This is a genomic window from Myroides oncorhynchi, from assembly GCF_020905415.1.
GTDB classification, from domain to species: domain Bacteria; phylum Bacteroidota; class Bacteroidia; order Flavobacteriales; family Flavobacteriaceae; genus Flavobacterium; species Flavobacterium oncorhynchi_A.
In genome coordinates this window covers 2,009,195-2,032,695 of record NZ_JAJJMP010000001.1, presented here as the reverse complement: position 1 = coordinate 2,032,695, position 23,501 = coordinate 2,009,195, and the positions used below count along the sequence as shown (strand labels likewise).

Annotated in this window: 26 protein-coding genes; 6 read left to right on the top strand and 20 right to left on the bottom strand. The window is 33.9% G+C overall.

Features of this window, described 5'->3' with window-relative positions; genetic code table 11:
• Nucleotides 1–45: 45 nt before the first annotated feature.
• Both LNQ81_RS08985 and LNQ81_RS08980 read left to right on the top strand, forming a co-directional pair.
• Complete coding sequence (locus LNQ81_RS08985; protein WP_229946055.1) at nucleotides 46–807, top strand: LytR/AlgR family response regulator transcription factor; 762 nt, start codon at nucleotides 46–48, stop codon at nucleotides 805–807.
• 107 nt (nucleotides 808–914) lie between these two features.
• Nucleotides 915–1,121 carry a hypothetical protein gene (locus LNQ81_RS08980; protein ID WP_229946054.1) on the top strand — a complete coding sequence of 69 codons (207 nt, stop codon included), beginning with the start codon at nucleotides 915–917 and terminating at the stop codon, nucleotides 1,119–1,121.
• Between the two features lie 6 nt (nucleotides 1,122–1,127).
• Here LNQ81_RS08980 and LNQ81_RS08975 read toward each other — a convergent pair whose 3' ends face one another.
• Nucleotides 1,128–1,619 (bottom strand): YkgJ family cysteine cluster protein, encoded by a 492-nt coding sequence (locus LNQ81_RS08975; RefSeq protein ID WP_229946053.1) that lies wholly within the window; start codon nucleotides 1,617–1,619, stop codon nucleotides 1,128–1,130.
• Nucleotides 1,620–1,682: 63 nt separating this feature from the next.
• Here LNQ81_RS08975 and LNQ81_RS08970 point away from each other — a divergent pair, with 63 nt between their 5' ends.
• Complete coding sequence (locus LNQ81_RS08970) at nucleotides 1,683–2,393, top strand: class I SAM-dependent methyltransferase (protein WP_229946050.1); 711 nt, start codon at nucleotides 1,683–1,685, stop codon at nucleotides 2,391–2,393.
• 41 nt (nucleotides 2,394–2,434) lie between these two features.
• Here the strand turns inward: LNQ81_RS08970 and LNQ81_RS08965 are convergent, their stop codons facing one another.
• The 9 genes from LNQ81_RS08965 to LNQ81_RS08925 form a co-directional block, all read right to left on the bottom strand.
• Nucleotides 2,435–2,839 carry a DUF2059 domain-containing protein gene (locus tag LNQ81_RS08965; RefSeq protein ID WP_229946048.1) on the bottom strand — a complete coding sequence of 135 codons (405 nt, stop codon included), beginning with the start codon at nucleotides 2,837–2,839 and terminating at the stop codon, nucleotides 2,435–2,437.
• A 39-nt stretch (nucleotides 2,840–2,878) separates the two neighbouring features.
• Nucleotides 2,879–3,511, bottom strand: a complete 633-nt coding sequence (locus LNQ81_RS08960; protein WP_229946046.1) for a 7-carboxy-7-deazaguanine synthase QueE — start codon at nucleotides 3,509–3,511, stop codon at nucleotides 2,879–2,881.
• Nucleotides 3,512–3,628: 117 nt separating this feature from the next.
• Complete coding sequence (locus LNQ81_RS08955; protein WP_229946044.1) at nucleotides 3,629–5,287, bottom strand: tetratricopeptide repeat protein; 1,659 nt, start codon at nucleotides 5,285–5,287, stop codon at nucleotides 3,629–3,631.
• Between the two features lie 28 nt (nucleotides 5,288–5,315).
• The gene (locus LNQ81_RS08950; RefSeq protein WP_229946043.1) at nucleotides 5,316–6,269 is read right to left on the bottom strand and encodes a PstS family phosphate ABC transporter substrate-binding protein; all 954 of its coding nucleotides are present in this window, start codon (nucleotides 6,267–6,269) and stop codon (nucleotides 5,316–5,318) included.
• 116 nt (nucleotides 6,270–6,385) lie between these two features.
• The gene (locus LNQ81_RS08945; protein ID WP_229946042.1) at nucleotides 6,386–6,601 is read right to left on the bottom strand and encodes a hypothetical protein; all 216 of its coding nucleotides are present in this window, start codon (nucleotides 6,599–6,601) and stop codon (nucleotides 6,386–6,388) included.
• A 2-nt stretch (nucleotides 6,602–6,603) separates the two neighbouring features.
• Nucleotides 6,604–7,458 carry an energy transducer TonB gene (locus tag LNQ81_RS08940; protein WP_229946041.1) on the bottom strand — a complete coding sequence of 285 codons (855 nt, stop codon included), beginning with the start codon at nucleotides 7,456–7,458 and terminating at the stop codon, nucleotides 6,604–6,606.
• A gap of 24 nt (nucleotides 7,459–7,482) precedes the next feature.
• Complete coding sequence (locus tag LNQ81_RS08935) at nucleotides 7,483–8,028, bottom strand: ExbD/TolR family protein (RefSeq protein ID WP_229946040.1); 546 nt, start codon at nucleotides 8,026–8,028, stop codon at nucleotides 7,483–7,485.
• Nucleotides 8,029–8,046: 18 nt separating this feature from the next.
• A complete protein-coding gene (locus tag LNQ81_RS08930) occupies nucleotides 8,047–8,676 on the bottom strand; it encodes an ExbD/TolR family protein (protein ID WP_229946039.1) in 630 nt (209 codons plus the stop codon).
• 84 nt (nucleotides 8,677–8,760) lie between these two features.
• Nucleotides 8,761–9,597 (bottom strand): MotA/TolQ/ExbB proton channel family protein, encoded by an 837-nt coding sequence (locus LNQ81_RS08925; RefSeq protein ID WP_229946038.1) that lies wholly within the window; start codon nucleotides 9,595–9,597, stop codon nucleotides 8,761–8,763.
• A gap of 336 nt (nucleotides 9,598–9,933) precedes the next feature.
• On the opposite strand from LNQ81_RS08925, the gene LNQ81_RS08920 reads away from it, so the two are divergent.
• Nucleotides 9,934–11,484 (top strand): helicase HerA-like domain-containing protein, encoded by a 1,551-nt coding sequence (locus LNQ81_RS08920; RefSeq protein ID WP_229946036.1) that lies wholly within the window; start codon nucleotides 9,934–9,936, stop codon nucleotides 11,482–11,484.
• A gap of 127 nt (nucleotides 11,485–11,611) precedes the next feature.
• Here the strand turns inward: LNQ81_RS08920 and LNQ81_RS08915 are convergent, their stop codons facing one another.
• From LNQ81_RS08915 to dtd, 10 genes are all read right to left on the bottom strand, one after another.
• A complete protein-coding gene (locus LNQ81_RS08915) occupies nucleotides 11,612–12,556 on the bottom strand; it encodes a DUF6266 family protein (RefSeq protein ID WP_229946035.1) in 945 nt (314 codons plus the stop codon).
• 18 nt (nucleotides 12,557–12,574) lie between these two features.
• On the bottom strand, nucleotides 12,575–12,709 hold the full coding sequence (locus LNQ81_RS18185; protein WP_255669448.1) for a hypothetical protein: 135 nt from the start codon (nucleotides 12,707–12,709) through the stop codon (nucleotides 12,575–12,577).
• Between the two features lie 823 nt (nucleotides 12,710–13,532).
• Complete coding sequence (locus LNQ81_RS08910; protein ID WP_229946033.1) at nucleotides 13,533–14,867, bottom strand: FAD-dependent oxidoreductase; 1,335 nt, start codon at nucleotides 14,865–14,867, stop codon at nucleotides 13,533–13,535.
• A gap of 82 nt (nucleotides 14,868–14,949) precedes the next feature.
• Nucleotides 14,950–16,035, bottom strand: coding sequence for an agmatinase family protein (locus LNQ81_RS08905; RefSeq protein WP_121966257.1), 1,086 nt, complete (start codon nucleotides 16,033–16,035; stop codon nucleotides 14,950–14,952).
• A gap of 66 nt (nucleotides 16,036–16,101) precedes the next feature.
• Entirely contained in the window at nucleotides 16,102–17,379 is a 1,278-nt protein-coding gene (gene kynU, locus LNQ81_RS08900; RefSeq protein WP_229946031.1) for a kynureninase, read from the bottom strand.
• Nucleotides 17,380–17,671: 292 nt separating this feature from the next.
• A complete protein-coding gene (queA, locus tag LNQ81_RS08895; protein WP_229946029.1) occupies nucleotides 17,672–18,721 on the bottom strand; it encodes a tRNA preQ1(34) S-adenosylmethionine ribosyltransferase-isomerase QueA in 1,050 nt (349 codons plus the stop codon).
• A gap of 138 nt (nucleotides 18,722–18,859) precedes the next feature.
• Nucleotides 18,860–20,086, bottom strand: a complete 1,227-nt coding sequence (locus LNQ81_RS08890) for a 3-phosphoshikimate 1-carboxyvinyltransferase (RefSeq protein ID WP_229946027.1) — start codon at nucleotides 20,084–20,086, stop codon at nucleotides 18,860–18,862.
• 6 nt (nucleotides 20,087–20,092) lie between these two features.
• Nucleotides 20,093–20,419, bottom strand: coding sequence for a nucleotide pyrophosphohydrolase (locus LNQ81_RS08885; RefSeq protein WP_229946025.1), 327 nt, complete (start codon nucleotides 20,417–20,419; stop codon nucleotides 20,093–20,095).
• 4 nt (nucleotides 20,420–20,423) lie between these two features.
• Complete coding sequence (locus LNQ81_RS08880) at nucleotides 20,424–20,627, bottom strand: hypothetical protein (RefSeq protein WP_121966253.1); 204 nt, start codon at nucleotides 20,625–20,627, stop codon at nucleotides 20,424–20,426.
• Complete coding sequence (dtd, locus tag LNQ81_RS08875; protein ID WP_229946023.1) at nucleotides 20,627–21,079, bottom strand: D-aminoacyl-tRNA deacylase; 453 nt, start codon at nucleotides 21,077–21,079, stop codon at nucleotides 20,627–20,629. The genes LNQ81_RS08880 and dtd overlap by 1 nt, the downstream gene beginning before the upstream one ends.
• Before the next feature lie 246 nt (nucleotides 21,080–21,325).
• On the opposite strand from dtd, the gene LNQ81_RS08870 reads away from it, so the two are divergent.
• Together LNQ81_RS08870 and LNQ81_RS08865 are read left to right on the top strand one after the other, a co-directional pair.
• The gene (locus LNQ81_RS08870; RefSeq protein ID WP_229946021.1) at nucleotides 21,326–22,657 is read left to right on the top strand and encodes a metal-dependent hydrolase family protein; all 1,332 of its coding nucleotides are present in this window, start codon (nucleotides 21,326–21,328) and stop codon (nucleotides 22,655–22,657) included.
• Nucleotides 22,658–22,888: 231 nt separating this feature from the next.
• On the top strand, nucleotides 22,889–23,389 hold the full coding sequence (locus LNQ81_RS08865) for a hypothetical protein (protein WP_229946020.1): 501 nt from the start codon (nucleotides 22,889–22,891) through the stop codon (nucleotides 23,387–23,389).
• Nucleotides 23,390–23,501: the final 112 nt, after the last annotated feature.

The window sequence follows — 23,501 nt, the reverse complement described above, 5'->3', positions numbered from 1 at the left end:
AACAGATTCAATTATATTTTATACTTTTGTAAAAATTCCCACCACATGAAAGTTGCCATAGTTGAAGATGAGTCTTTAGCGTCGAATTACTTAAAATCATTGCTTTTAAAGCAAGAGTACTTACCGATACAAGAGATAACCATACTATCTTCTGTAAAGGAAGCTACTGCCTTTTTTTTGACAAATAAGGTTGACTTGATATTTATGGATATTCACTTAGGAGACGGAAAAAGTTTAGAAATATTCGAGCATATTGAGATAAAATCTCCTATCATATTTACCACGGCTTATGACTCTTATGCCATTCATGTGTTCAAACAATTTACTATAGACTATATACTAAAACCCTTTACAAATGAAGAGCTTGGTAATGCCTTAATTAAATTTAAAGAGATTACTAAACAGTTTGAAATCACCCCGACTTTAGACAGTTTAATCAAAATTGAAAACGAAACTAACAACATCATCAAAGATCGCTTCTTAGTCAATAATGGACATAAACTAAAGTCAATAGAAAATGACCAAATAGCATACTTCGTAGCGTCAGGAAAGCATTTATTCCTACATACTTTTGACAACAACTCTTACATCTATGATGATACAATAAAGGATATCATCAATAAACTAGATAATAAAACATTCTTTAAAGTTAATCGAAAATATATCATAAACATTAAATCTGTAGCGGATATAATCAAACATAATAGTCAAAAGATAGAACTAAAGATTACTCCAGATCCTGAAGATGATGCCCCTATATTAGTTAGCAAAAACCACATCATAAATCTAAAGAGCTGGTTAAGTTAATTATACTCATTACTATCCTATAATACTCTAAACTTTCTCATTCCTTTAAGAAAAATCAGTATTTTATTTTGTTATATTTGGGATAACCTAAAAAAATAAATTAAACTATGGACTTTGGAGAGCGACTTATCAATTTTGTTGATAGAATTCTAGATTTATTTAATGCAATAAAAGGATACTTAGATAATGCAGTAACATTTTTTGAAAAATTAAAAAATAAGATACTTGAGTTGGTAGAGTACTTCTATGAGAATGTAGAAGAGATCACTGACGAAAACTTAAAAGCATTAGAAGAAGAACATTTCTTCATCTAATACCTCTTATTTAATTCTTTTCTTCATTTCTTCTACTACTTCATAAGCAGCTGGACAAATAGCAACATTCTTAAGAGTTAGATTTGATATCTGATTAAACTTCTTGCGATCTGTATGTGGATATTCCCGACAAGCTTTTGGGCGAACCTCATAAATCATGCAGTAGTTCTCATTATCTAAAAATGTACAAGGAAGACTTTGTAAAACATAATCACGATCCTCATCAATATGTAGATACTTATCTATAAATTGTTGGGGTTTCATTTTTAAATGCTTTGCTATACGTTCTATATCAGCATTTGTAAACAGTGGACCAGTAGTCTTACAACAGTTAGCACAACTTAAACAATCAGTGCGTTTAAATACTGTATCATGTATATCCTGCATCTGATAATCTAGATCCTTGGGAGCTTTCTTTTTTAATTTATCGAAATACTTTTTGTTTTCATTATGCTTATCTTTGGCCAACTTAGGGAGTTGTGCTAGTATTTTATCCATTCTTTCTATTTTGGATACAAAATTACAACAACTCTTCTTTAATTTTAAACGAAAGATTAAATAATGAAAGACCTTTTAGGAAAAGCTATCTTAGATTTTCAAACCAATAACAATCCACAAAACGTAATAACAGAAACAGACATTTCTGAAGCTGAAGAAATGGATATAGCTTATCTATTCCGAGAGTATAAACAAATGCCTAAGATTGAACAAAAAGCACTTAACCTATGCCAAGGTAAGATACTAGACGTAGGATGTGGAGCAGGAGCTCATGCTATATATTTACAAGAAAAAGGATTTGATATCAAAGCCATAGATATTTCTAAAAACTCAGTTGAAGCTTGTAAACTACGAGGAATCTCAAATGTTCATATAGAAAATATTCTTGATATCAAAAAAGAGAAGTATGACACGATATTGCTCTTAATGAATGGTACTGGGATATTTGGGCGTTTAGTTCATACAACAAAATATCTACAACATCTAAAAAGTTTATTAAATCCTGGAGGTCAAATTCTTATTGATAGCTCTGATCTAATCTATATGTTTGATGAAGATGAAGATGGTGGTAAGTGGATACCAATGGAAAATAAAGACTACTATGGTGAATTAACTTTCACAGTAGGATATAAAGGAGAAGTAGACGAGCCACTTGATTGGCTATACTTAGATTATAATACTCTTCAAAATGCAGCACATGCTAATGAACTTACTTGTAAGTTAATTCTAGAAGGAGATAATTGTGATTACTTAGCACAACTCACTATAATATAAATCATAAAAAAAGCTTCACTCAAGGTGAAGCTTTTCTTTATTTATTGCTGCATATATTTCATCATCAGACCTTGTAATCCTACAGACCACTCTTCCCCTACTTTCTGTCCTTTCTCAAAAAGAATCTCACTCTTATCACTTAATTTCTTTCCTATTGGAGATTCATAAAATGCAATAAGTTTCTTAACATCATCGTGTGTGAATTCAGTCATATACATTTCTGCCATTTTATCAACTAGCACAACCATACTTGCTTTTAATTCTTTTTCAAAATCTGGTCTTTTAGTTTCTTCAACATTAGCTACTATCTCTTTAGTTAACATTTCGAAAGTTTTCATTTGACCACTTAAATCCATATATCTTTTAGTGTCGTTTTTAAAAGCATCTTGTGCAAAAGAAAACTGACATACTAACATCATTGCAAAAGCAAATATTATTTTTTTCATTGTCTATATATTTTAAACCTACTGTAAATTTAAAGCTATTTAAGGAATATCCAAATATTTATGTGTTTGAACAGAAATCTTCCACTGTGGATTTTTCTTTACATACTCTACTATTAAAGGATTCATTTCTTCTCTTTTACTCCACTCTACTTGCAGTAATAATAAGGCATTTTTATTTACACGAGCTGCTTGTTCTTCCGCAAACACTAAATCATGTCTATTATAAACTACCACCTTTAACTCATTTGCTGCATCGTATACACTTTGAGTTGGTAATTTATTCTTTTTAGGCGAAAGACAAATCCAATCAAAATCACCCGTCAAATCATAAGCCCCTGATGTCTCTATATTGGTTTGGAGACCTGCTTTTTTAAGTTCTGAAGTAATATAATCTAAATTATACATTAATGGCTCACCTCCTGTTATAACTGCTAAATTTGCATCTGACTTAGCACGTACCACTATCTCATTCACGTCAGTCAATGGATGTAATTCAACATCCCAGCTTTCTTTTACATCGCACCAGTGACATCCTATATCACAGCCTCCTAATCTAATAAAATAAGCAGCATGACCTGAATAATACCCCTCTCCTTGGATAGTATAAAATTCTTCCATAAGTGGTAATATTCTACCTTCATCTAATGCTACTTTATCGTAATCTTTCGTCATTTTACTTTTACATTAAGGGTACAAAGATAAGGTATATTCGCTTTCTAATTATTACTAAACAAAAAAACTCCTCTTATTACAGGAGGAGTTTAAATATCTTTCTGATGATCGATTTCGTTATTTCTCTAAGGCTTTTAAAGTACTTTTTGCGAACTCATTCTGAGAATCCAACTCTAACACCTTATTAAACATAACTATTGCTTCATTATTTTCTTGCTTATTAGCGTGATATGTTGCAATAGAAGTATAAGCTTCTACTAATCTATCTTTATTCTCTGTTTTTCCTAAATCCCCAGCATCACCTATTACTCTGACATAACTATTATATGAATCAAACATTTTCTTATATGCGTCATCTCCTTTTTGCAAACGATTAGCTCTTGCTTTAAAGAAATAAGCCTCTGCTAATTTCGAATCTGCTTGTATAGCTCTCTCGAAATATTTATCCGCTTGATTCAAAACTCCTTCATTATTTCCACTTTCATCATCTCTACCTAGCAAATAATAACAATAAGCTGCATAATAATTATCATACGTATAATTTGATTGACTTTTGATATCTGCACTAACAGAGAATACATCTATAGCCTCTTTAAGGTTGCCTTTTTTAGACAAATCTAATCCAATACTATGAAACTCTTCTGCTACAGCAGGTTCTACTTTCACAGCTTTTTGCAATTGCTCTACTCCTTTTGCGTAGTGACCATTATTATCTTTAGCTGTATTCAAATAACTTAAACCTAAATACAAATGATCTCTACCAATAACTTTTTTAGCTTTGGTTAAATATTTTTCTAAGCCTTCAATTGCCACAGTATAATTAGCATTATGATAACCTGCATAACCTAAATAACGATTAATTCTGTTATTAACTCCTTCCTCCTTACTAAGAGAAGTTGCTTCTTTCTCTAACTTAATATAATCACCAGTCACTAATAGAAAATCTGCATATTTCATTCTTGATTCTACAGAATTACCCGAAGCCACTAAATATTTTTGATAATATTCATCAGCCTTACTAACATAAGCATCTTTTTTTACTGCATCACTAAGAGACCATAAATAATAACTATCTGCAATTTCTCTCAACGCTGGAGCATAGTTAGGATTGACTACTAGAATCTCTTCACATGCTTTAATTGCTTCTGCAAAACCTCTACCTCGCTTAGTTATAATAGCTAATTGAAGCTTTGCATCTAATAGCGTTTCATCATAAGAAATAGCATTTCTGAAAGCAGAAAATGCCTCATTGAAATTCTCATCTGCTAAATAAGCTTTACCCAAAACATTATAAGCAGAAGCATTAGTATAATCAGCTGTGATAACCGCTTGAGCTATTGCAATAGCTTCTTTAGGTTGACTGTGCTTAGAATTTAGATATGCTGAAGCAACTAACAACTGTTCATTATAATCCTTTTTGCGAATACTTTTTAACGCTTTATCAAAGTTCTCTTTAGCTAAGTTTACATTATTATCATCTAAAGCCAACTGCCCTAGCCCAATGTAATTAAGAAAGCCTTTACCTTTTACACCAATACCTTTCTCAAAATAAGTACGTGCAGATTCTACTTCTTCCTCCTGTAATAAAACATCACCTAAATAATAATAGTTTATACCATCATTTGGCTTACTCTCTACTAAAGACTTTAAAATAGCCTTTGCTTTATCATATTGTTCATCCTGTATAGCTTTCTTAGCTGTTTCTAGATCTTGTGCAAAACCACTTACACTAATCAAGGCTATAGCCAGTAATGATTTTAGATTACGTTTATTCATTTTTGATATATTTTGGTTATTTATATTCTTAAATTTTATCGCGTACGTTAAGTTCTCTTGGAGGTACTTTAAAGGGCAACAAACCAGACTTCAAAATAATTCTCTGTCCCTTATATCCAGCGATATATGAAGCATACCCTACACCTAATCCAGACTTACCTTGAATATCTACTACATACAATTTACGTATAAGTGGATATGTCCCTTCTGCTATGCTATTCTGAGAAGCTTTATAAAACTTCCCGTTATCTGAATTCTTAACACCAAGAACCTTAATGCTATTTAGATATTTAGCGATTTTCTCGCTTGGCTGCGTAAGCCAATTTTGTCCTATTACACCAATAGCTTGCGGATTCTTGCTAATGTACTCAACCACAGCTTCTGAATCACCAGCATAGTATGCTATATCCTTAGATAATTCTTTTGTTTTAGTTACATCCTTAAAGACTTCAACAACATTAGAATTTGCATTATCAAAAACAAAAAAAGCTTGACTAGCATCCTTACTCGGGCTATTCACTACATTTTTAAGTACCTGATTATAATCAACTACACTATCTGTATAAGTCTTATTCGCTATAAAAACAACTGCATCATTTGCAAAATGAGTCATTTTAGGCGTAACTCTTCCCTCGAAGCGCTTTACTTCACTTTCCGTCAAGGTACGTGGTAAAATAGCCACGCGAATAGAGTCATTCAACAACAATTGTAATACCTCATTAGTAGACATTTTCAAAAGATCTATCTTACTACGATTATACTCATACATATACATCGTATTAACATCGTTCGCAATCGGATAAATAGATTCATCTACTAAAATCTTGGTATAGCCAGAAACTGGAGTCTCCTCTATTTTAGTAAAGTCTATTTCACTTTGACTAACTTTTGGTTCTTCTTTCTTTTTACATTCCACAAAAACACTTGACAAAACAGTAACAGCCAAAACATAGCTAAATACTTTAAAACTTCTCTTTATCATTTAATACCTAATACTCTACTATTTGTTATTCCATAAAGATATACAAAACAAATGTACTATTTAGTTAAGATTCGAACAAAAAAAGCCGCTATTAGCGGCTTTTTCTATTTTATGAATCAATCTTGATTCCACAATCTTATAAATCTAAATATTCCATACACTATCAGAGCTCCTCCGAAAAGCATTCTGTAGGTATATTCCATCGCTATTGGCATCGCATCCCAAAACAAAAACATGCACCCTAATCCTAGATAAAGGACAAAGAAGCATAGTCCAAAAACAAACAGAAATCGCTGTAGTAGCGATTTCTGTTGAAATTTATTTTTTAACATACCTATTGTACTTGAATAGTAATTGGTAATGTAAATTGTGATCTAACACTTCTATTGTTTTGAATAGCAGGTTTCCATTTTGGCATCGAGTTCAATACACGTACTGCCTCTTTACCAGCACCGTAACCAGGGTCACGAGCAACTTTAATATCAGTTAATGAACCGTCTATCTCAACAATAAATTGCACGATAACTTGGATTCTTTTCACACCAGAATCAATATCTGGAGTTCTAAAGCGGCTAATAAACTGTTTGTTGAAAGCTCCCATACCACCTGGGTACTCAGCTTTAACTTGTACAGCTACGAATACCTTATTAGGATCTCCATCACCTGTAACCTCAGGTTTAGGATCACCTTTATCAGCTTTTCCTGTACCTTCACCAGTTTTTATTTCACCTTTATCCTTATCACCTTTAGCATCTTTCACTCCAGGATCTGCATCCTTAAAGTCATCTTGCTTTGCAATTTCTTCTTTTACCTCATCCTTTTTAGCCACTTCAGGTTCCACGAATTTTTTAGTGTCATTCACACTCTTCGCTTCCTCTACTGGTGGTGGAGGTGGAGGTAACTCCTCCTCTGGTGGAGGTAATTCTTCAGGTAAAGCAGGTAATTCTACATCGATAACCTCGATTGGAACATCTAATTTATCAACTTTCGTTATACCTAAAGTACCTTCTGCCCATCTGATAATAATAGGCGATGCTAATGCTAATCCAAAAACTGCTATACCTGCAAATAATGCAATTGTAGTAACTTTAGGATTTTCAGATCTTAATTGATAAGCTCCGTAAGATTTGTTACGTCCTTCGAAAACAATATCAATCCAATCTTTTTTAAAGATATTTAACTTTGACATTTCTTTTAATTTTTAAGACGTTAACTATTTCTCACCTAAGATTCCTAAATCCTCAACTGAGATATCTACAATAGCATAGGTTTTAGTACCTGTGATTGCCATTTCATCAAGAATATCTACTAAGTTACGGTAATTAGCACCTTCACTAGCTTTAATAATAACAATTAATCCTTTTTCTGCATCTTGAGAATAAGCTAAAGCTTTTTTGGATTTTTCCATGATTACTTTTCTTATTCCATTTTGACCGTAAGAACTATCGTTCGGTCCATCTAATGGTTGTTGAGGCATCCCCATATACCATTTCACTTTATCATCCGCTCCTAAAAGAACAGTCATCGTACGATTCTCGTCCACTTTAGTTTTGTCATCTTTGTCCTTTGCGTCATCAGACTTATCTGGCATCGCTAAGTTCATCGACTGCGGCTTATTCATTGATGTAGTCAACATGAAGAAAGTAATCAATAAGAAAGCTAAATCCACCATCGCAGTTAAATCTACTCCAGCGTTTTGTTTTTTACTTCTTACTTTTTTACCTTTTTCGTCTCCTCCACCTGTATTTAATTCAGCCATTTAGAGTTTGTTTAATGATTAAAAATCTTCATTTCTTAGACCTGTTACCAAGTAAAATTTGTTTAGACGTTGCTCTTGCATGATATCCATAACTTTCTTAACTTTTGGATAAGACATTGTAGCATCTGCTTTAATAGCAACCTCTAAAACTTTGTTATTCAAATCTTTCGCTACTACACGAGAAGTTTGAACCCAATCTTTTAATTGATTGTTAACTGAATCCATAGGGATCCCAGGTTGAGATGAACTAACTTTATTTCTAACATCTGGCGGAAGATTTAAAAAGCTTTTTAACTCTTGTATCGGTGTACCAACACCTTCTAAGAATGAAAAAATTCTTTTCTCTTCATCATTAAATTCTATATTGTAGCGCTCTCCCATTTTTTCAAGAGTTGCGATACGGTCTACTTTTCCTAAAACCCCAAAGAAAACCTTTTCTTCTCCTTCTTTACCACCGATTGTAACTGTTGCTAAATTTACCTCAGGCAACTTAGTCTGTACAGTAGATGATGGAGTATCAACAGGTAATGGTTCTGGCATTTTAGCAGTAGAAGTCAATACGAAGAAAGTCAAAAGTAGGAATGACACGTCACACATTGCGGTCATATCCACTCTCATACTACTCTTTTTCATTTTACCTTTTGCCATTGATAGTATATTTTAAACTAAACCTACATTCACTTATATCGTCATATAGGTTTAGTATTTATATTATTACTTATTCTTAACTAATTATTTTACTAATCCTTTGAATCTTCTGTAAGATTGAGTAATAGCAAAACCAGCTTCGTCAATTGAATAAGTTAATCTATCAATTTTAGTTGTAAATGTATTATACATAACAATAGCTAATGTAGAAGTACCAATACCTGTAGCAGTACAAGTTAATGCTTCAGAGATACTTGCAGATAACGCTGTTGAGTCTGGAGTACCAGCTGTAGCTAATGCAGAGAACGCTTTAATCATCCCTGTTACTGTACCTAATAATCCTACTAATGTACCGATAGATACTAATGTCGCTAATACGATCATGTTTCTTTCTAACATTGGCATCTCTAATGTAGTAGCCTCTTCGATTTCTTTTTGAATAGCTTCAGTAGCAGCTTCGCTATCAAAACCTTCTTTTTTCATTTCCTCATACTTAACTAAACCAGCTTTCACTACGTTAGCTACTGACCCTTGTTGAGCGTCACATGCTTCCATTGCTTCGTTGATTTTCCCAGCGTTGATGCTTACTTGGATATCTTGAACGAATTTACTTACGTTTCCTTTTCCTGAAGCTTTAGTAATTACAAAGAATCTCTCAATTGAGAAAACAACAGTCATTGTCAATAATCCAATTAACGCTGCTACTACAATTCCTCCTTTATACACCATACCTAAAAAGTTCCCTGGTAGTGGGTGTGCATCTGGATCTCCGTTTTCGAAGTTAGCAGGATTACCCATTACAAACTTCCAAATAATGTATCCAAATATAATACAAAATACTACCGCTAATGATGCAATTACTCTGCTTGCGCTTGAGCCAGATCCTTTTTTCTCAACTGATTCGTTTGATACGTTTGTCATCTTTTAAAAATTTAATTCTTTTTTTTCAATTATTACTTATTACTTATTTTTCTCTTTTAAACTAATGAGAGTCGCAAATTTATGTTTTTAGATCAAATAAAAAAATTTATCACCATTTTTTTCAAATCATATTTCATCATTTAACAATAAGGAAATTTAACACCTCCATATTAAAAGGAAATGTTAAGCTAAGGTAAAGATAACAACTCTAAATGGAATAAACTACATCCTTTTTTACATACACTCTAAATTTAACATTTCAATTTTATATATTATATAATTTCTGAATAGACTATATTTGTTAAGGATAAATGACTTTTTAATACTATTATTACTATGAATACAGAAGATTTTAGCTCTCTATTTTCCAATGGATACACCTTTAAGGGAGATTTTATTACCATAGGCGCCGCTAAATTAGAAGGTGAGATACTAGCAAACCACTTTATCAATATTCCTTTAAAAACCATTAATAGACACGGACTTATAGCTGGTGCAACGGGTACAGGTAAAACTAAAACCATACAAGTTCTTTCTGAACAACTATCTGCTAAAGGGATACCTGTACTGATGATGGACATAAAAGGGGATTTTAGTGGTATAGCACAAAAAGGTAGTGAGAATGATTTTATAAAAGAACGACATTCTAAAATGAATCTTCCTTTCCTTCCAGAAGAATTCCCTGTAGAATTATTATCGATTTCGCAACAAAATGGAGTTAGACTAAGAGCTACAATAACTGAATTTGGACCTATCTTATTCAGTAGAATTTTAGATCTAAATGACACACAAGCGGGAATAGTATCATTAATATTCAAATATTGTGATGATAAAAAACTCCCATTACTTGATTTAAAAGACTTTAAAAAGACTCTTCAGTACTTAACTAATGAGGGAAAAGATGAAATAGAAAGTGAATATGGTCGCATTTCTGCTGCATCTACAGGTGCAATTATTAGAAAAATAATAGAACTAGAACAACAAGGTGCAGATATTTTCTTTGCAGAACCATCTTTTGACATAGCTGACCTTATGCGTGTAAATGATAAAGGATATGGTTATGTCAATATTCTTCGCCTGACTGATATACAAGATAAACCTAAGTTGTTCTCTACTTTTATGCTGAATCTTTTAGCACAAGTCTATTCTCAAATGCCTGAGCAAGGTGATAGCGGACAGCCAGAACTTGTTATTTTCATTGACGAAGCCCACTTAATATTTAATGAAGCGAGCAAAACATTACTGAATCAAATCGAAACTATCGTTAAATTAATTCGTTCTAAAGGAATTGGAATTTATTTCATAACCCAGAATCCAACCGATATACCTAATGGTGTACTTGCACAACTTGGTCTTAAGATTCAACATGCACTGCGAGCATTCACTGAGAAGGATAGAAAAGCCATCAAGACTGCTTCAGAGAATTTCCCTTCAACAGACTTCTATAAAACAAACGAGGTTATTACTTCAATGGGAACTGGAGAAGCATTAGTTACTGCTTTAAATGAAAAAGGCATACCTACTCCCTTGGCAATATGTACCATGAGAGCTCCAGCTAGTAGAATGGATATCTTATCGAATAATGAGATTGATAATATTATAAACAATTCCTCTTTAGCTAAAAAATACAATGAATACTTTGACAGAGAAAGTGCTTACGAAATCCTAACTGCTAAACTAGAAGCGGCACAACAAGAAGAACAAAAAGCGAAAGAAAGCACTTCTTCTTCTAAAACAGCTAATCCTCCTAAAATGCAACAAGGAAATAACGAAGTAACAAAGAGCATATTAAAAGTAGTCACAAGTGCTACCTTTATTAGAGGAGCTTTTGGAATACTAAATAAGATATTCTCCGGAAGTAGCAATACCAAAGGCAAACGCAAATAAATCTAAGGGAACCTAAATAGGTTTCCTTTTTTATATACACTACTCCTTATTATAATAGAGACACCAAATTTCTGCCTATTATATGCTTATCATCCTAATACATTCTTCTCTATATCTCACCTCATTCTCACTCGTTCAATTCCTCACTGATCTTTGGAACGTCTAAGACAGAACATGCTCCCTCAATTATTCCACTAGGTTTAGACAAACGCTGTTTCTTGCTACTCTTAGTACTATTATCTACCTCAGCCTCCCCTTTTAAGATTCGCTTTGTTACACGGCGGGTATACCCTGGCGGCATCCACTTCTTTAGTTCCCCTTCTTTGAAGGGGTGCATAACAGGCGGGGTAGTTTCCCCTTCTTTAATAGCAGGTACAACAGATTCGGTAGTTATTTCTGTATTGGAAGTAGAAGCCACCTCTTCTAGGCACTGTTTTAATGCTATTCTTTGTACTTGTTCTAGAGGTAATACCTCTGTTATTTCTTGTTTTGTATTCCTTTTTCCCTGATTCTCGTTCCCTGCTACCTGTTTCCCATTCCCTGCTACCTCTTTCCCGTTCTCTGTTACCTGCTCCTCAATAAGCTCTATCATCCCGTGAAAACAGCTTGTGCTATGCATACTTCCATCAGCAGCCTTCCACATACTCCAGAAGTATACCTTCCCACTTTTCCATTCTGTTGGAACACTAAAATGTGCGTACTTCTCTACGCGATTTCCCACATTATGTATAGCCACGAACTTGTCTAACGTTTCATTATACAGCATCATGCTCAGCGAATCTGTATCTAGCGTCATTGCATTGACCAAGCTATTATCCCACTGCACTTTAAATTTGCCCGTTTTCATAATATTAATCTTTCTAATCACAGCAGGTGCAAGGTTTCCGATGGACAAGATCGTTTGCTCTACCGCGATATGCTGTAGCCCATTAATCATTGTGATGCCTTGTTTCATCATTCTCGAGATCATTTGCTCTTTACCAATCATCCATTTTTCACCATTGTAAACAGCAGGGCAATGCGCATTGACAAAGTCTCTAAACTTACTCGCATAAGTAGACACTAGACTCATCTTATCCCGTTGAAGCAACTACTTAGCGGTAGCCTTTCTTCTTGATTTGCTAGGTTTAGAACGAAGCCAGTTTTTACCTCTCCATATATATCCTACTACTGGCCCTATTTTTCCTCTTGTAGCACCTAGTATTCCTTGTTTAATTTCTGCCATAACTATAGTGATTTTGGTTTTTCATTTTTTTGTGATGTTGTTTTTTCCATCTCGCATCTGATGATTACTTCACTAAAAATATCTGCTACCTATTTTCTTAACGCTTGAGCCTATATTTTTGATTTTGTAATATATAAAAACCAGAATACCAAACACATATAGATCAAAAAAAAGTTTTTTACCTATTCATCCCACTCCTGCTCTAGCTTGGTATCAATCAGCTGTCAATCCAACTGAATCTATTTTAAAAAAATGCAATATCATTTAAGCGAATTACATCAGATTTTATCCAAATACTGATTCTCTAATATATAACCCTTGGCATTCGCTTAAAAGTAAGTTCAAGATAATTAACAAGAGCATACATGGGCAAAAATCCCTCAGCCCTTCTACTCTCCTACTACTATCCTTTAAATGACCTACAATGCAGAATCACTGTACAGTTTCACTAGGATTAAAGGATGTTATAGATAACTGCCTATTTTACAGAAAACAAAAATCTAAATATCAATACATTAACTAAAAATACAATTAAAAAAAATGTACATAAAATGAAATTTGGAATACGCTATAAGCCTTATAGAAGAGATAGGTTAAAAAAAGTGCTTAATTAGAGATAGCTAAAAGTTGTTTTTTGTTAGATTAGGAAGTAACTACGTAAAAAAAGGTGATCGAAATTTAAAACATTAATCTTTCAAGAAGACATAATATTACCAAGCACATTTTTATGTAAGAAACTTAATTATCTTACAAATACGTTATAGATACAAAAAAGGCTGTACGGAGTCGCACAGCCTTTTACTTGTTTTACTTTTATCTTAGCTTATAATAACTTCTTAATCATATCCATTACTTGATCACTATCCCACTTCTCATTAACATTATCTAGTGACATTACTTGATCCATAATACGCGCCTGTCTATCTCCCTCTGCTAAGGCAGATACATAGCTTTCTGTACTAAATGTCACTCTATCATATAAAGGTAACCATAAATCAGGATACTGAGCCGCGAATTTACCTTCTATTTTCTTGCGAAGAAGGAACATATCATCAGCCGTATCTTCACTCATCTCTTTAAAATTGTGATAAGATAATTCTGCTATAGCATCTCCATTAGGTTTCCTTTCTTCTTGATACTTCTCAAAAATAGTTTCCCAATCATCCTCTTTAGATTCACTGATTATCTTATTTAAAACATAGACATCTTCTAGTCCTGCATTTAGTCCTTGTCCATAAAAAGGAACTACCGCATGGGCAGCATCACCTATTAATGCTACTTTACCTTCAGATACCCACGGGAAGCATTTCATTGTAACCAACGAATTGACAGGATTCTCTTTATATTGTTCTAAGTAATTTGGTATTAACTCCTCTACATTTTTAAAGTATGTAGTAAAGAATGAATTTATCTCGTCATCACTAACAACTGTTTTAAAAGAAATCTCTCCTTCATAAGGCATAAATAAAGTACAAGTAAATGAACCGTCAACATTAGCCAATGCAATAAACATAAAATCTTTGCGCGGCCAAATATGAAAAGAATTCTTTGGCAACTTATGTTCACCATTAGCTTCAGCCTCTATTCTAAGTTCTTTGTAACCTAAATGTAAATATGACTGCTGATATTCAAAACGACTTTGTTTCTGCATCTTCCCACGCACCCTAGAATAGGCTCCATCAGCACCGAAAATTAAATCCGTTTTAATAGCCACCCATTGATCTCTTTCATGTTCGGCAGTATAAAGGATACCTTCTTTTAAATCAATATCCCATATAGGAGTGTCAAATTTAAAAACAACTCCTCTTTTCTCTGCTATTGTAATCAAATCCTTATTTAATCCTCCTCTTGAAATAGCCCAAATAGAATCTCCCTTTATACTATATTGTTGATATTTCACATCACCTTCTTCAGTATGAATTGCACGAGCAGACATAGGGATCGCTATCTCTTTAACCTCTTCGTCTATTCCCAGCTCTTTTAATACCTTCCAACCTCTATCTGACAAAGCTAAATTAATAGACTTTCCTCTAAAATCTAAATCTCTTATATCCCCACTCTTATCATATACAGTAACATCGTATCCCTTTGCTTTTAAGCTAATAGCTAAAACCACACCAACTAAACCACTTCCTACAATTGATATATCTTTTACCATTTTACTTTTTTTGTATAATGTATTCTTTATTTATAAAACTATAAAAAAATAAAGAGTCTATAATAGACTCTTTATTTTTTGTTTATTTCTTAAACTCTATTTTTTGTCCTACAGCTAAACCTTGTGATTTTGCAAATGCTCCACACATATGAAATAATAATCTAGCTCCTACATTCCCATCCCAATCATCTTCTCCTGGTGCTACTTCTACCAAATCTAATCCTATTATTTGCTTATTAGATTCTGATAGACGAGTGATCATGTATATTGCTTGTTCATAAGTTAATCCTCCTGGCACTGGTGTTCCTGTGTTCGGGCAATACCATGCTAATAAAGCATCGATATCAAAACTAATAGCTACCTTCTGTGGTAATGATGCGATAATCTGATCACACTTATCTTTCCAAGACATTCCTTCGAACTCATCTTTTTTCAAATCAGCATCTGTATGTACTAATACTCTTCCATTAGATTCCATTACAGTAGCTACTTCTTGTTCACAGAAGTCACGAATACCAACTTGTACTATTGTTTTTACTTGAGATAATTTTAATGTATTAAACATAATAGACGCATGAGAATATGTGAACCCTTCATAAGCATCTCTTAAGTCCATATGAGCATCAAAATGTAGAATACCGAAAGCATCATGATGTTTTGCCATTGCATTATAGTATCCTAGTGGAGTACTGTGATCTCCTCCTAGTAACACTACTTTCTTCCCTTGAGCCATCCAATAAGACACTTTCTCTTCTACTTCTTTGTGAAATTTCTCACAAACAGCATTGATTGTATCTAAATCTTTTTTTAACTCAGGTAAGTCATCTATATTCTCTCCATTCTCTAGTGCCTCGATTATTGGCTGAGCCATTTCTTTATACTTAGCACTATCAGCAGCCCAATGTTCAGGTGCTTCATCGATATAGATACCCAACTTCCATAAATCAGGATATTGTTGATGTAACAAATCTACTTGATAAGAAGCCTCTAAGATAGCCTCTGGTCCTTCAGAAGCACCAGCTCCATAACTTACAGTTACTTCCCATGGTGCAGGTACCACGATTATTTCACTTTCTTCTGCTGTAAAAGGTAATCCGTAAATAGTAGCATCTGCTAACCCTGGTTGAGACGGATCAAAATTATCTATCTTATTTTGTTTCGTTGACATCTTATTTTATTTTTTGCAAATTTAAACGCAGTTTCAGTATATCCAAATTGATATTGAATATTTATTTTAAAAGAGACTATCTGCTTTTTTTAGAATCTCACCAAATCTAAAAATATCCTCATAAGATGTATATAGTGGCACTGGAGCTATGCGTACTACGTTAGGCTCTCTCCAGTCTACGATGATCCCCTCATTCAACAAATATGAAAAAAGATCTTTCCCTTTTCCATGGAGTAATACAGATAACTGACACCCTCTTTCATTTTTACCTTCAGGTGTGATAATCTCATAATTTGCATTGACAGCTCTAGCTACATCTTCCATTACAAACTCTAAATAGGTTGTAATCTTATCTCGCTTAGTAATTAGTGCTTCCATACCTACCTCAGCAAACATTTCTAACGAAGCTAAATAAGGAGCTAAACTTAGAATAGATGGATTGCTAATCTGCCATCCATGAGCGCTCTCTATAGCATCAAATCTTTTCTCCATTAAGAACCTACGTTCTTTATTATGTCCCCACCATCCTGCTAATCTCACTAAATCTTTATCTGTATGATAACGTTCATGGATAAAACATCCTGAAGCACTACCTGGCCCAGCATTCATATATTTATAACTACACCATGCTGCAAAATCTACATTCCAATCATGCAATTTTAATTCTATATTACCTGCTGCATGTGCTAAATCCCATCCTACTTTTGCTTCATATTGGTGAGCTGCAGCAGTAATAGTTTTAATATCAAATACCTGTCCTGTATAGTAATTTAATCCTCCTATCAAAACTAAAGCTAACTCCTCTCCTACCTCATCTATCTTAGCTATAATATCTTCTAATCTAAAATTGTGCTCACCAGGTCGTTTCTTTAGTTCAACAATTGCTTCTTTTGGATCTAGATTATGTAATTTAATCTGTGATTGAATCAAATACTGATCACTAGGAAATGCTTTCTCCTCACATATAATCTTATACTTACTTGACGTTGGTCTATAAAAGGTAGTCATCAGTACATGTAGATTCACTGTCAACGTATTCATTACCGTTATTTCTGATGGCAATGCCCCTACAACATGACTCAAAGGTTCACTTAATCTCTCGTGATAATCCCACCATGGTTTTTCAGCATAGAAGTGCCCTTCTACTGCTAATTCTCCCCAGTCAGTCATCACTTCACTTACATACTCTACAGCTTTCTTAGGTTGTAAACCCAGAGAATTACCTGTAAAGTAAATCACTTGTTTTCCATTTACTTTTGGAAAGTTAAACTCGTCTCTGTATTGTGCTAGAGGATCTTGCGCATCTAAGCTTTTTGCATAAGCAAGTGTATTCTCAAAAGTCATGTTTTATAGCATTTTTAAGTTAAAAGTAAATTTAAGCCTTTTCAGATAATATCATTCTTAATTATACCTTAAATGCGAATAATGCCTTTAAGTATAGAATCAATAGTAGTCAAATACTGTCTATCAAGTACAAAAAGAAGAAGAAAACTAACTTTCTAATAGAGTAAACTACGTATATATATCTACTTTAGTCTATAGAAGTGCCACACTTAAAATAAAAAGAAAAAGTAATAAAAAAAGCCTTTGAGAAATTCTCAAAGGCTTTATAAGATATTATTATATAATCACTCTATTACAGGATCAACATTGCGTCTCCATAAGAATAGAATTTATATTTCTCTTCTACAGCTTCTTTATAAGCTTTCATCATTAAATCATGTCCACAGAACGCAGAGATCATCATCATCAATGTTGATTTTGGCATGTGAAAGTTAGTCACCATACAGTCAGCTATACTAAAGTCATAAGGAGGGAAGATAAACTTATTAGTCCATCCCACGAATGGATTTAGGGTATGACTAGATGATACAGAACTTTCTAAAGCACGCATACTTGTAGTACCTACAGCACATATTCTACTCTTTCTAGCTTGTGCAGCATTAACGATATCACATGCTTCTTGAGTAACGAACATCTCTTCAGAGTCCATCTTATGTTTAGATAAATCCTCTACCTCTACTGGGTTAAATGTACCTAAACCAATATGTAACGTCACATTAGCAAACTCTACTCCTTTAATTTCTAAACGCTTTAATAAGTGTTTAGAGAAGTGTAGTCCAGCAGTTGGAGCAGCTACAGCTCCTTCTTCAGTCGCATAGATAGTTTGGTAACGCTCAGCATCTTCTGGTACTACCTCACGATTAATATACTTAGGTATAGGAGTCTCTCCTAATTCTTGTAATTTAAATCTAAACTCTTCATAAGAACCATCATATAAGAAACGTAAAGTTCTTCCTCTAGAAGTTGTATTATCGATTACTTCAGCTACTAATGAATCATCATCTCCGAAGTATAATTTATTTCCGATACGTATTTTACGAGCAGGATCTACTAATACATCCCATAAACGTTGTTCAGCATTTAACTCACGTAACAAGAATACTTCGATTCTAGCACCTGTTTTCTCTTTGTTACCATATAAACGTGCAGGGAATACTTTAGTGTTGTTTAACACCATCACATCTCCTTCGTCAAAATAGTCAATTAAATCCTTGAATTGCTTATGTTCAATAGTTCCAGTTTTGCGATCCACCACCATTAAGCGTGCCTCATCTCTGTTCTCTGCTGGAAACTCTGCCAATAAATCTTCAGGCAAATCAAAATTAAAGTTTGATAACTTCATTGAATATGTGTTTTGTTAGAAAATAATACTAAACCTTATTCAGTCATTTATAAAGTGCATAAATGTCCAAATTGAGTACAAATATACAACCTCAGAGTAGGGGTTGTCAAGTATTTAGCCATATTTAATTTTAGCACCTTACTTTTTCTCCATATTTAAGCCTATTTCAGCTAGACAATCCCAGTAGTTTATAAATGACTTAGTTACTACTTCAGCCTCTAAAATCTCTAGTTCACCTTTTAAAGATAATGGTGCGAAAGCCATCGCCATTCTATGATCTTGATAAGTATTAATTGATATTCCTTCCTTCATTCCTTTTGAAGGATGAATAAGCATAGATTCATTAGTGATATCTACTTGTCCTCCTAATTTAGTCAACTCGTTCTGTAATGCGACTAATCGATCTGTCTCTTTTATCTTTAAAGTATGCAACCCTGTCATTTCGCATTTTATCCCTAAACCAAAACAAGTCACAGCTATAGTTTGCGCTAAGTCAGGAGTTTCTATCAAATCTGCTTTAAACACAGGCTCAGTATCTCTTACCTTCTTAAGTTCTAAAGTATAATCTTCTAAATAAGTAGTTTCTACCCCTAGAGTAGCATATAACTCACTCACATAACTATCCCCTTGCAAACTATCTTTCTTATAACTCTTTAGTTTTATCGCAGTCCCTATAGGAGATAATGCAACAAAAGAATAAAAATAAGATGCCGAAGACCAGTCCGACTCTACAGTGAACTGTTCTGTACCAGCTTTAACTAAAGGATTTACTTTAATGATATTTCCTTCGAAACTACTCTCTACACCTAATTGACTTAATAATGCTAAAGTCATTTCTATATAAGGACGAGAGGTAATGTTTCCTATTAAATGGAGCTCTATTCCCTTCTCTAATTTTGTCCCTACTAATAACATAGCAGTGATATATTGACTACTCACATCTGCAGGTAATTCTACCTTACCTCCAGTTACCACATTCCCTTTAATGCGAAGTGGAGGATATCCCTCCTTCTTGTCATACGTGATATCAGCTCCTAACTGTCTAAGTGCATCTACTAACACCCCGATAGGGCGCTCTTGCATACGACTGCTTCCTGTCAGGGTCAGTGTATGAGTACTACACAGCGAATAATAAGCTGTCAAAAATCGCATAGTAGTTCCCGCGTGGTGTATATCCACCACCTCTCCTGTTGAAGCTAGCGCTTGTTGCATCGCTTGTACATCATCAGAATCAGATACATTATCTATCACCAATGATGAAAACAACTCTTGTAATATCAATAATCTATTACTCTCCGATTTACTACCAGAGATGACAAGTGTTTTGTCATTCTCCATTTTACTTTTTAACAGCTTAATATTCACGTCTTCTTATTTTAGTTTTTCATTATTGTGGTGGCGGTCGTGATCTCTCTTTGTTTTAAAATCCATTTTTTTATCAAAAGCTTCTTGAAGATTCACACCTGTCTGGTTAGCTAGGCACATCACTACAAATACCACATCTGCCAACTCTTCACCTAGGTCTTTATTTTTATCACTCTCTTTCTCAGATTGCTCTCCATATCTTCTCGCGATGATACGAGCTACTTCACCTACCTCCTCAGTAAGCTGAGCCATATTAGTTAATTCGTTAAAATAACGAACTCCATGTTCTTTGATCCAATTATCTACAGCTAGTTGTGCATCCTGAATATTCATACTCTTACTTATTTTTTGTTTTAAAAATTCTTCCTTTAATCCACTTGTCATAAACGAACATCAATATCATAAAGATAATGTACTTCGCTACAAAACTTATTAAACACTGCTGATCTCCAGAGAAAGCACATCCCACTTCTTCTGTTAAGAACCACGTCATCATCACATAGATGATAGTGAATAAACTAAACTTGACTAAACTATTCATTATTCTTTATTTTGACTATCGATTACTATAGTTACAGGGCCATCATTCAGCAGCTCTACTTTCATATCTGCTCCGAATTCTCCTGTCTGTATTGACTTCTCCATATCTTTTTCTAACTGTGTGATAAACTTCTCATACATCGGTACAGCAAAGTCTGGCTTAGAAGCTTTAATATAAGAGGGTCTATTTCCTTTTTTAGTAGAAGCATGTAATGTGAATTGGCTTACTAATAACACATCTCCCCCCACATCCTTAATAGACTTATTCATTACCCCTGCTTCATCTTCAAATATACGCAAATTCACTATCTTCCCTGATAGCCATTCTATGTCTTGTACTGTATCAACATCTTCTACTCCTACTAACACTAACAGCCCATGACCGATACTTCCGATTACATTCCCTTCAACTGTTACAGACGCTTTTGCTACATGTTGGATTACTACTCTCATTACTTTATATATTTTCTCACTAATACTTACAAACTTAAAACTTTCTCAAGTTCTACCTTATTATAATTACAATTATTTACAATACATCAACTTATCCCTTTCAATACTCCATAATCCGATAAACTATATCCTAAAACCACCCAATATTATTGTTAAACAAAATAATATTAGGCAAAACGCCACTTTTATAATAACTTAGAGCCTTATTCATCTTAATACGAATAACCACATAACTCCCAATATATCATGAAGTTTAAATACTTATTAACTCTATTTTTTGTCAGTACAACAATCACATTTGCACAGACAAAACAAGTTCTTATCGAGAATGTTAGAATATTAGATCACAAAACAGCAGCTCTTACTGCTCCTATGAATGTATTAGTGTCAGGTCAAACTATCGAAAAGATAAGTTCTTCAGCTATATCTGTTAAGGATAAAGATGTAGTTAAGATCAATGGTAATGGCAAAACCTTAATGCCTGGATTAATTGATGTACACGTACACATGGTATTCGGTGCTTTAACAATGGAACAAATGATGTCACCTACTGCTACACCAGAAAGTTTAATGAAAGAAGTCGCTGTAGGATCTAATAATATGCTAATGCGCGGTTTTACAAGTGTGCGTGATGCTGGAGGACCTATCTTCCCTTTAAAAGCAGCTATTGATGCTAATAAAGTATCTGGTCCTCGTATTTGGCCTTCTGGCGCTACTATCAGTCAAACTGCAGGACATGGTGACTTTAGAACACCTAATGAACGCTCACGTCGTTTCTTTGGTAAACCATCTCGAGCAGAAGAAATGGGGGCTACATTTATCGCTGATGGACGTGACGAAGTACTTACAGCTACAAGAGAGAATTTGCGTTTCGGAGCAAGTCAGATTAAGGTAATGGCAGGTGGAGGGACTTCATCAGCGTATGACCCAATCGATGTGACTCAATATACATTTGACGAAGTAAAAGCAGCAGTGGATGCAGCTGAAGACTGGGGAACGTACGTGATGGTACACGCTTATACACCTAGAGCTGTACAACGTGCTATCGAAGCTGGTGTTAAGTCTATCGAACATGGACAAATGCTAGATGAGGAAACATTAAAGATAATGGCAGAGAAGAATATTTGGTTAAGTTTACAAAACCTAATGGACAATAATGACAATATGGATGCGCAACGTAAAGAAAAGCGCAAGCCTGTATTAGAAGGTCAAGATAAAGTATGGCCACTAGCTAAAAAATTAGGAGTAAAACTAGCTTGGGGTACTGACTTCTTATTCGAACCAGAACTTAATAAAGATCAAAACGATTATATCTTACGTCTTCAAAAGTGGTTTACTAATGCTGAAATCCTTAAAATGGTAACGCAAGATAATGCTGAACTATTACAACTATCAGGTCTTCGCAGCCCTTACCCTGGTAAGCTAGGTGTCGTAGAAGAAAAAGCTTATGCTGACTTACTACTAGTAGACGGTAACCCTCTTAAAGATTTATCTCTTATCGCTAACCCTGAGAAGAGCTTTATCCTTATCATGAAAGGCGGACAAATCTATAAAAACACAATCAACACGAAGAAGTAATAACTTCACTATTCTATATCTAAAGGATTGCTTAATACGCAGTCCTTTTTTGTTTTATTTATAGTCTATTGCTGCCCATTCTAGTTTTAACCTCACCAAGGCTATAAAAATTCAATTATCTTTGCGCAGTTATTTTACAATCTACATGACTTATTTCTTTGTAATAAATCAGTACTGTAAAATAACAAGGCTACTATCAAGCCTCCTTAAATTAAAATGTAATTCAAAAATATGAGAACAGAAATTTGCTCTTGTGAAGGCTTAGACCCTTTTTGTGATAAATGCTTTGGAACTGGTTATGCTCCTTCATCAACTTCAAAAAAAACTGTAACTAAACAGTCAAGCAAAGTAAAGCCGATTAAAAAAATAAAATCTTACTTACCTGAGAAAATAGACTCTTTAACTAAAATAGAAATAGATGCACTCGCTATTAAGATCATCTCTACTTTAGACCTAAAGTCTAAAAAGCAAATGCAGATTCTAAATTCTATCCCTTTTAATACAAACACGTTTAGAAGAGATTTTAAAGATAAGTTCGAAGCCTTAACTGCCTACGAAGTAGAAAAACAACAATTAAGAAACGACCTATTTATTCTTGATCAAGAAATCGTGTCAAAGAATTATAGAAGCCATTTCACATTCAGACATTTCTTATCTGATAAAGATGTTGATCCAACATCTAATCGCCAACTTAAAGAGTTAATTAGAGAATATAAGAAGCTAAAGAAATAAGCTGTTTTTTTAAATCATAACATATATGTGGGCGTATAGTAATACGTCCACTACTTTTTATATACTGACTGTACTTGAGGTCTATGTCCACACAGTAGCCACAATATATCAC

What these genes read in the sequence shown, in the direction of transcription:
- LNQ81_RS08945 (WP_229946042.1), bottom strand. Translation starts at nt 6,601, where the DNA reads ATGTTAAAAAATAAATTTCAACAGAAATCGCTACTACAGCGATTTCTG.
- kynU (WP_229946031.1), bottom strand. Translation starts at nt 17,379, where the DNA reads ATGACTTTTGAGAATACACTTGCTTATGCAAAAAGCTTAGATGCGCAA.
- LNQ81_RS08925 (WP_229946038.1), bottom strand. Translation starts at nt 9,597, where the DNA reads ATGACAAACGTATCAAACGAATCAGTTGAGAAAAAAGGATCTGGCTCA.
- queA (WP_229946029.1), bottom strand. Translation starts at nt 18,721, where the DNA reads ATGAAGTTATCAAACTTTAATTTTGATTTGCCTGAAGATTTATTGGCA.
- LNQ81_RS08930 (WP_229946039.1), bottom strand. Translation starts at nt 8,676, where the DNA reads ATGGCAAAAGGTAAAATGAAAAAGAGTAGTATGAGAGTGGATATGACC.
- LNQ81_RS08920 (WP_229946036.1), top strand. Translation starts at nt 9,934, where the DNA reads ATGAATACAGAAGATTTTAGCTCTCTATTTTCCAATGGATACACCTTT.
- LNQ81_RS08980 (WP_229946054.1), top strand. Translation starts at nt 915, where the DNA reads ATGGACTTTGGAGAGCGACTTATCAATTTTGTTGATAGAATTCTAGAT.
- LNQ81_RS08910 (WP_229946033.1), bottom strand. Translation starts at nt 14,867, where the DNA reads ATGGTAAAAGATATATCAATTGTAGGAAGTGGTTTAGTTGGTGTGGTT.
- LNQ81_RS08970 (WP_229946050.1), top strand. Translation starts at nt 1,683, where the DNA reads ATGAAAGACCTTTTAGGAAAAGCTATCTTAGATTTTCAAACCAATAAC.
- LNQ81_RS08885 (WP_229946025.1), bottom strand. Translation starts at nt 20,419, where the DNA reads ATGAATATTCAGGATGCACAACTAGCTGTAGATAATTGGATCAAAGAA.
- dtd (WP_229946023.1), bottom strand. Translation starts at nt 21,079, where the DNA reads ATGAGAGTAGTAATCCAACATGTAGCAAAAGCGTCTGTAACAGTTGAA.
- LNQ81_RS08880 (WP_121966253.1), bottom strand. Translation starts at nt 20,627, where the DNA reads ATGAATAGTTTAGTCAAGTTTAGTTTATTCACTATCATCTATGTGATG.
- LNQ81_RS08915 (WP_229946035.1), bottom strand. Translation starts at nt 12,556, where the DNA reads ATGAGTCTAGTGTCTACTTATGCGAGTAAGTTTAGAGACTTTGTCAAT.
- LNQ81_RS18185 (WP_255669448.1), bottom strand. Translation starts at nt 12,709, where the DNA reads ATGGCAGAAATTAAACAAGGAATACTAGGTGCTACAAGAGGAAAAATA.
- LNQ81_RS08950 (WP_229946043.1), bottom strand. Translation starts at nt 6,269, where the DNA reads ATGATAAAGAGAAGTTTTAAAGTATTTAGCTATGTTTTGGCTGTTACT.
- LNQ81_RS08865 (WP_229946020.1), top strand. Translation starts at nt 22,889, where the DNA reads ATGAGAACAGAAATTTGCTCTTGTGAAGGCTTAGACCCTTTTTGTGAT.
- LNQ81_RS08960 (WP_229946046.1), bottom strand. Translation starts at nt 3,511, where the DNA reads ATGACGAAAGATTACGATAAAGTAGCATTAGATGAAGGTAGAATATTA.
- LNQ81_RS08940 (WP_229946041.1), bottom strand. Translation starts at nt 7,458, where the DNA reads ATGTCAAAGTTAAATATCTTTAAAAAAGATTGGATTGATATTGTTTTC.
- LNQ81_RS08955 (WP_229946044.1), bottom strand. Translation starts at nt 5,287, where the DNA reads ATGAATAAACGTAATCTAAAATCATTACTGGCTATAGCCTTGATTAGT.
- LNQ81_RS08965 (WP_229946048.1), bottom strand. Translation starts at nt 2,839, where the DNA reads ATGAAAAAAATAATATTTGCTTTTGCAATGATGTTAGTATGTCAGTTT.
- LNQ81_RS08870 (WP_229946021.1), top strand. Translation starts at nt 21,326, where the DNA reads ATGAAGTTTAAATACTTATTAACTCTATTTTTTGTCAGTACAACAATC.
- LNQ81_RS08985 (WP_229946055.1), top strand. Translation starts at nt 46, where the DNA reads ATGAAAGTTGCCATAGTTGAAGATGAGTCTTTAGCGTCGAATTACTTA.
- LNQ81_RS08975 (WP_229946053.1), bottom strand. Translation starts at nt 1,619, where the DNA reads ATGGATAAAATACTAGCACAACTCCCTAAGTTGGCCAAAGATAAGCAT.
- LNQ81_RS08935 (WP_229946040.1), bottom strand. Translation starts at nt 8,028, where the DNA reads ATGGCTGAATTAAATACAGGTGGAGGAGACGAAAAAGGTAAAAAAGTA.
- LNQ81_RS08905 (WP_121966257.1), bottom strand. Translation starts at nt 16,035, where the DNA reads ATGTCAACGAAACAAAATAAGATAGATAATTTTGATCCGTCTCAACCA.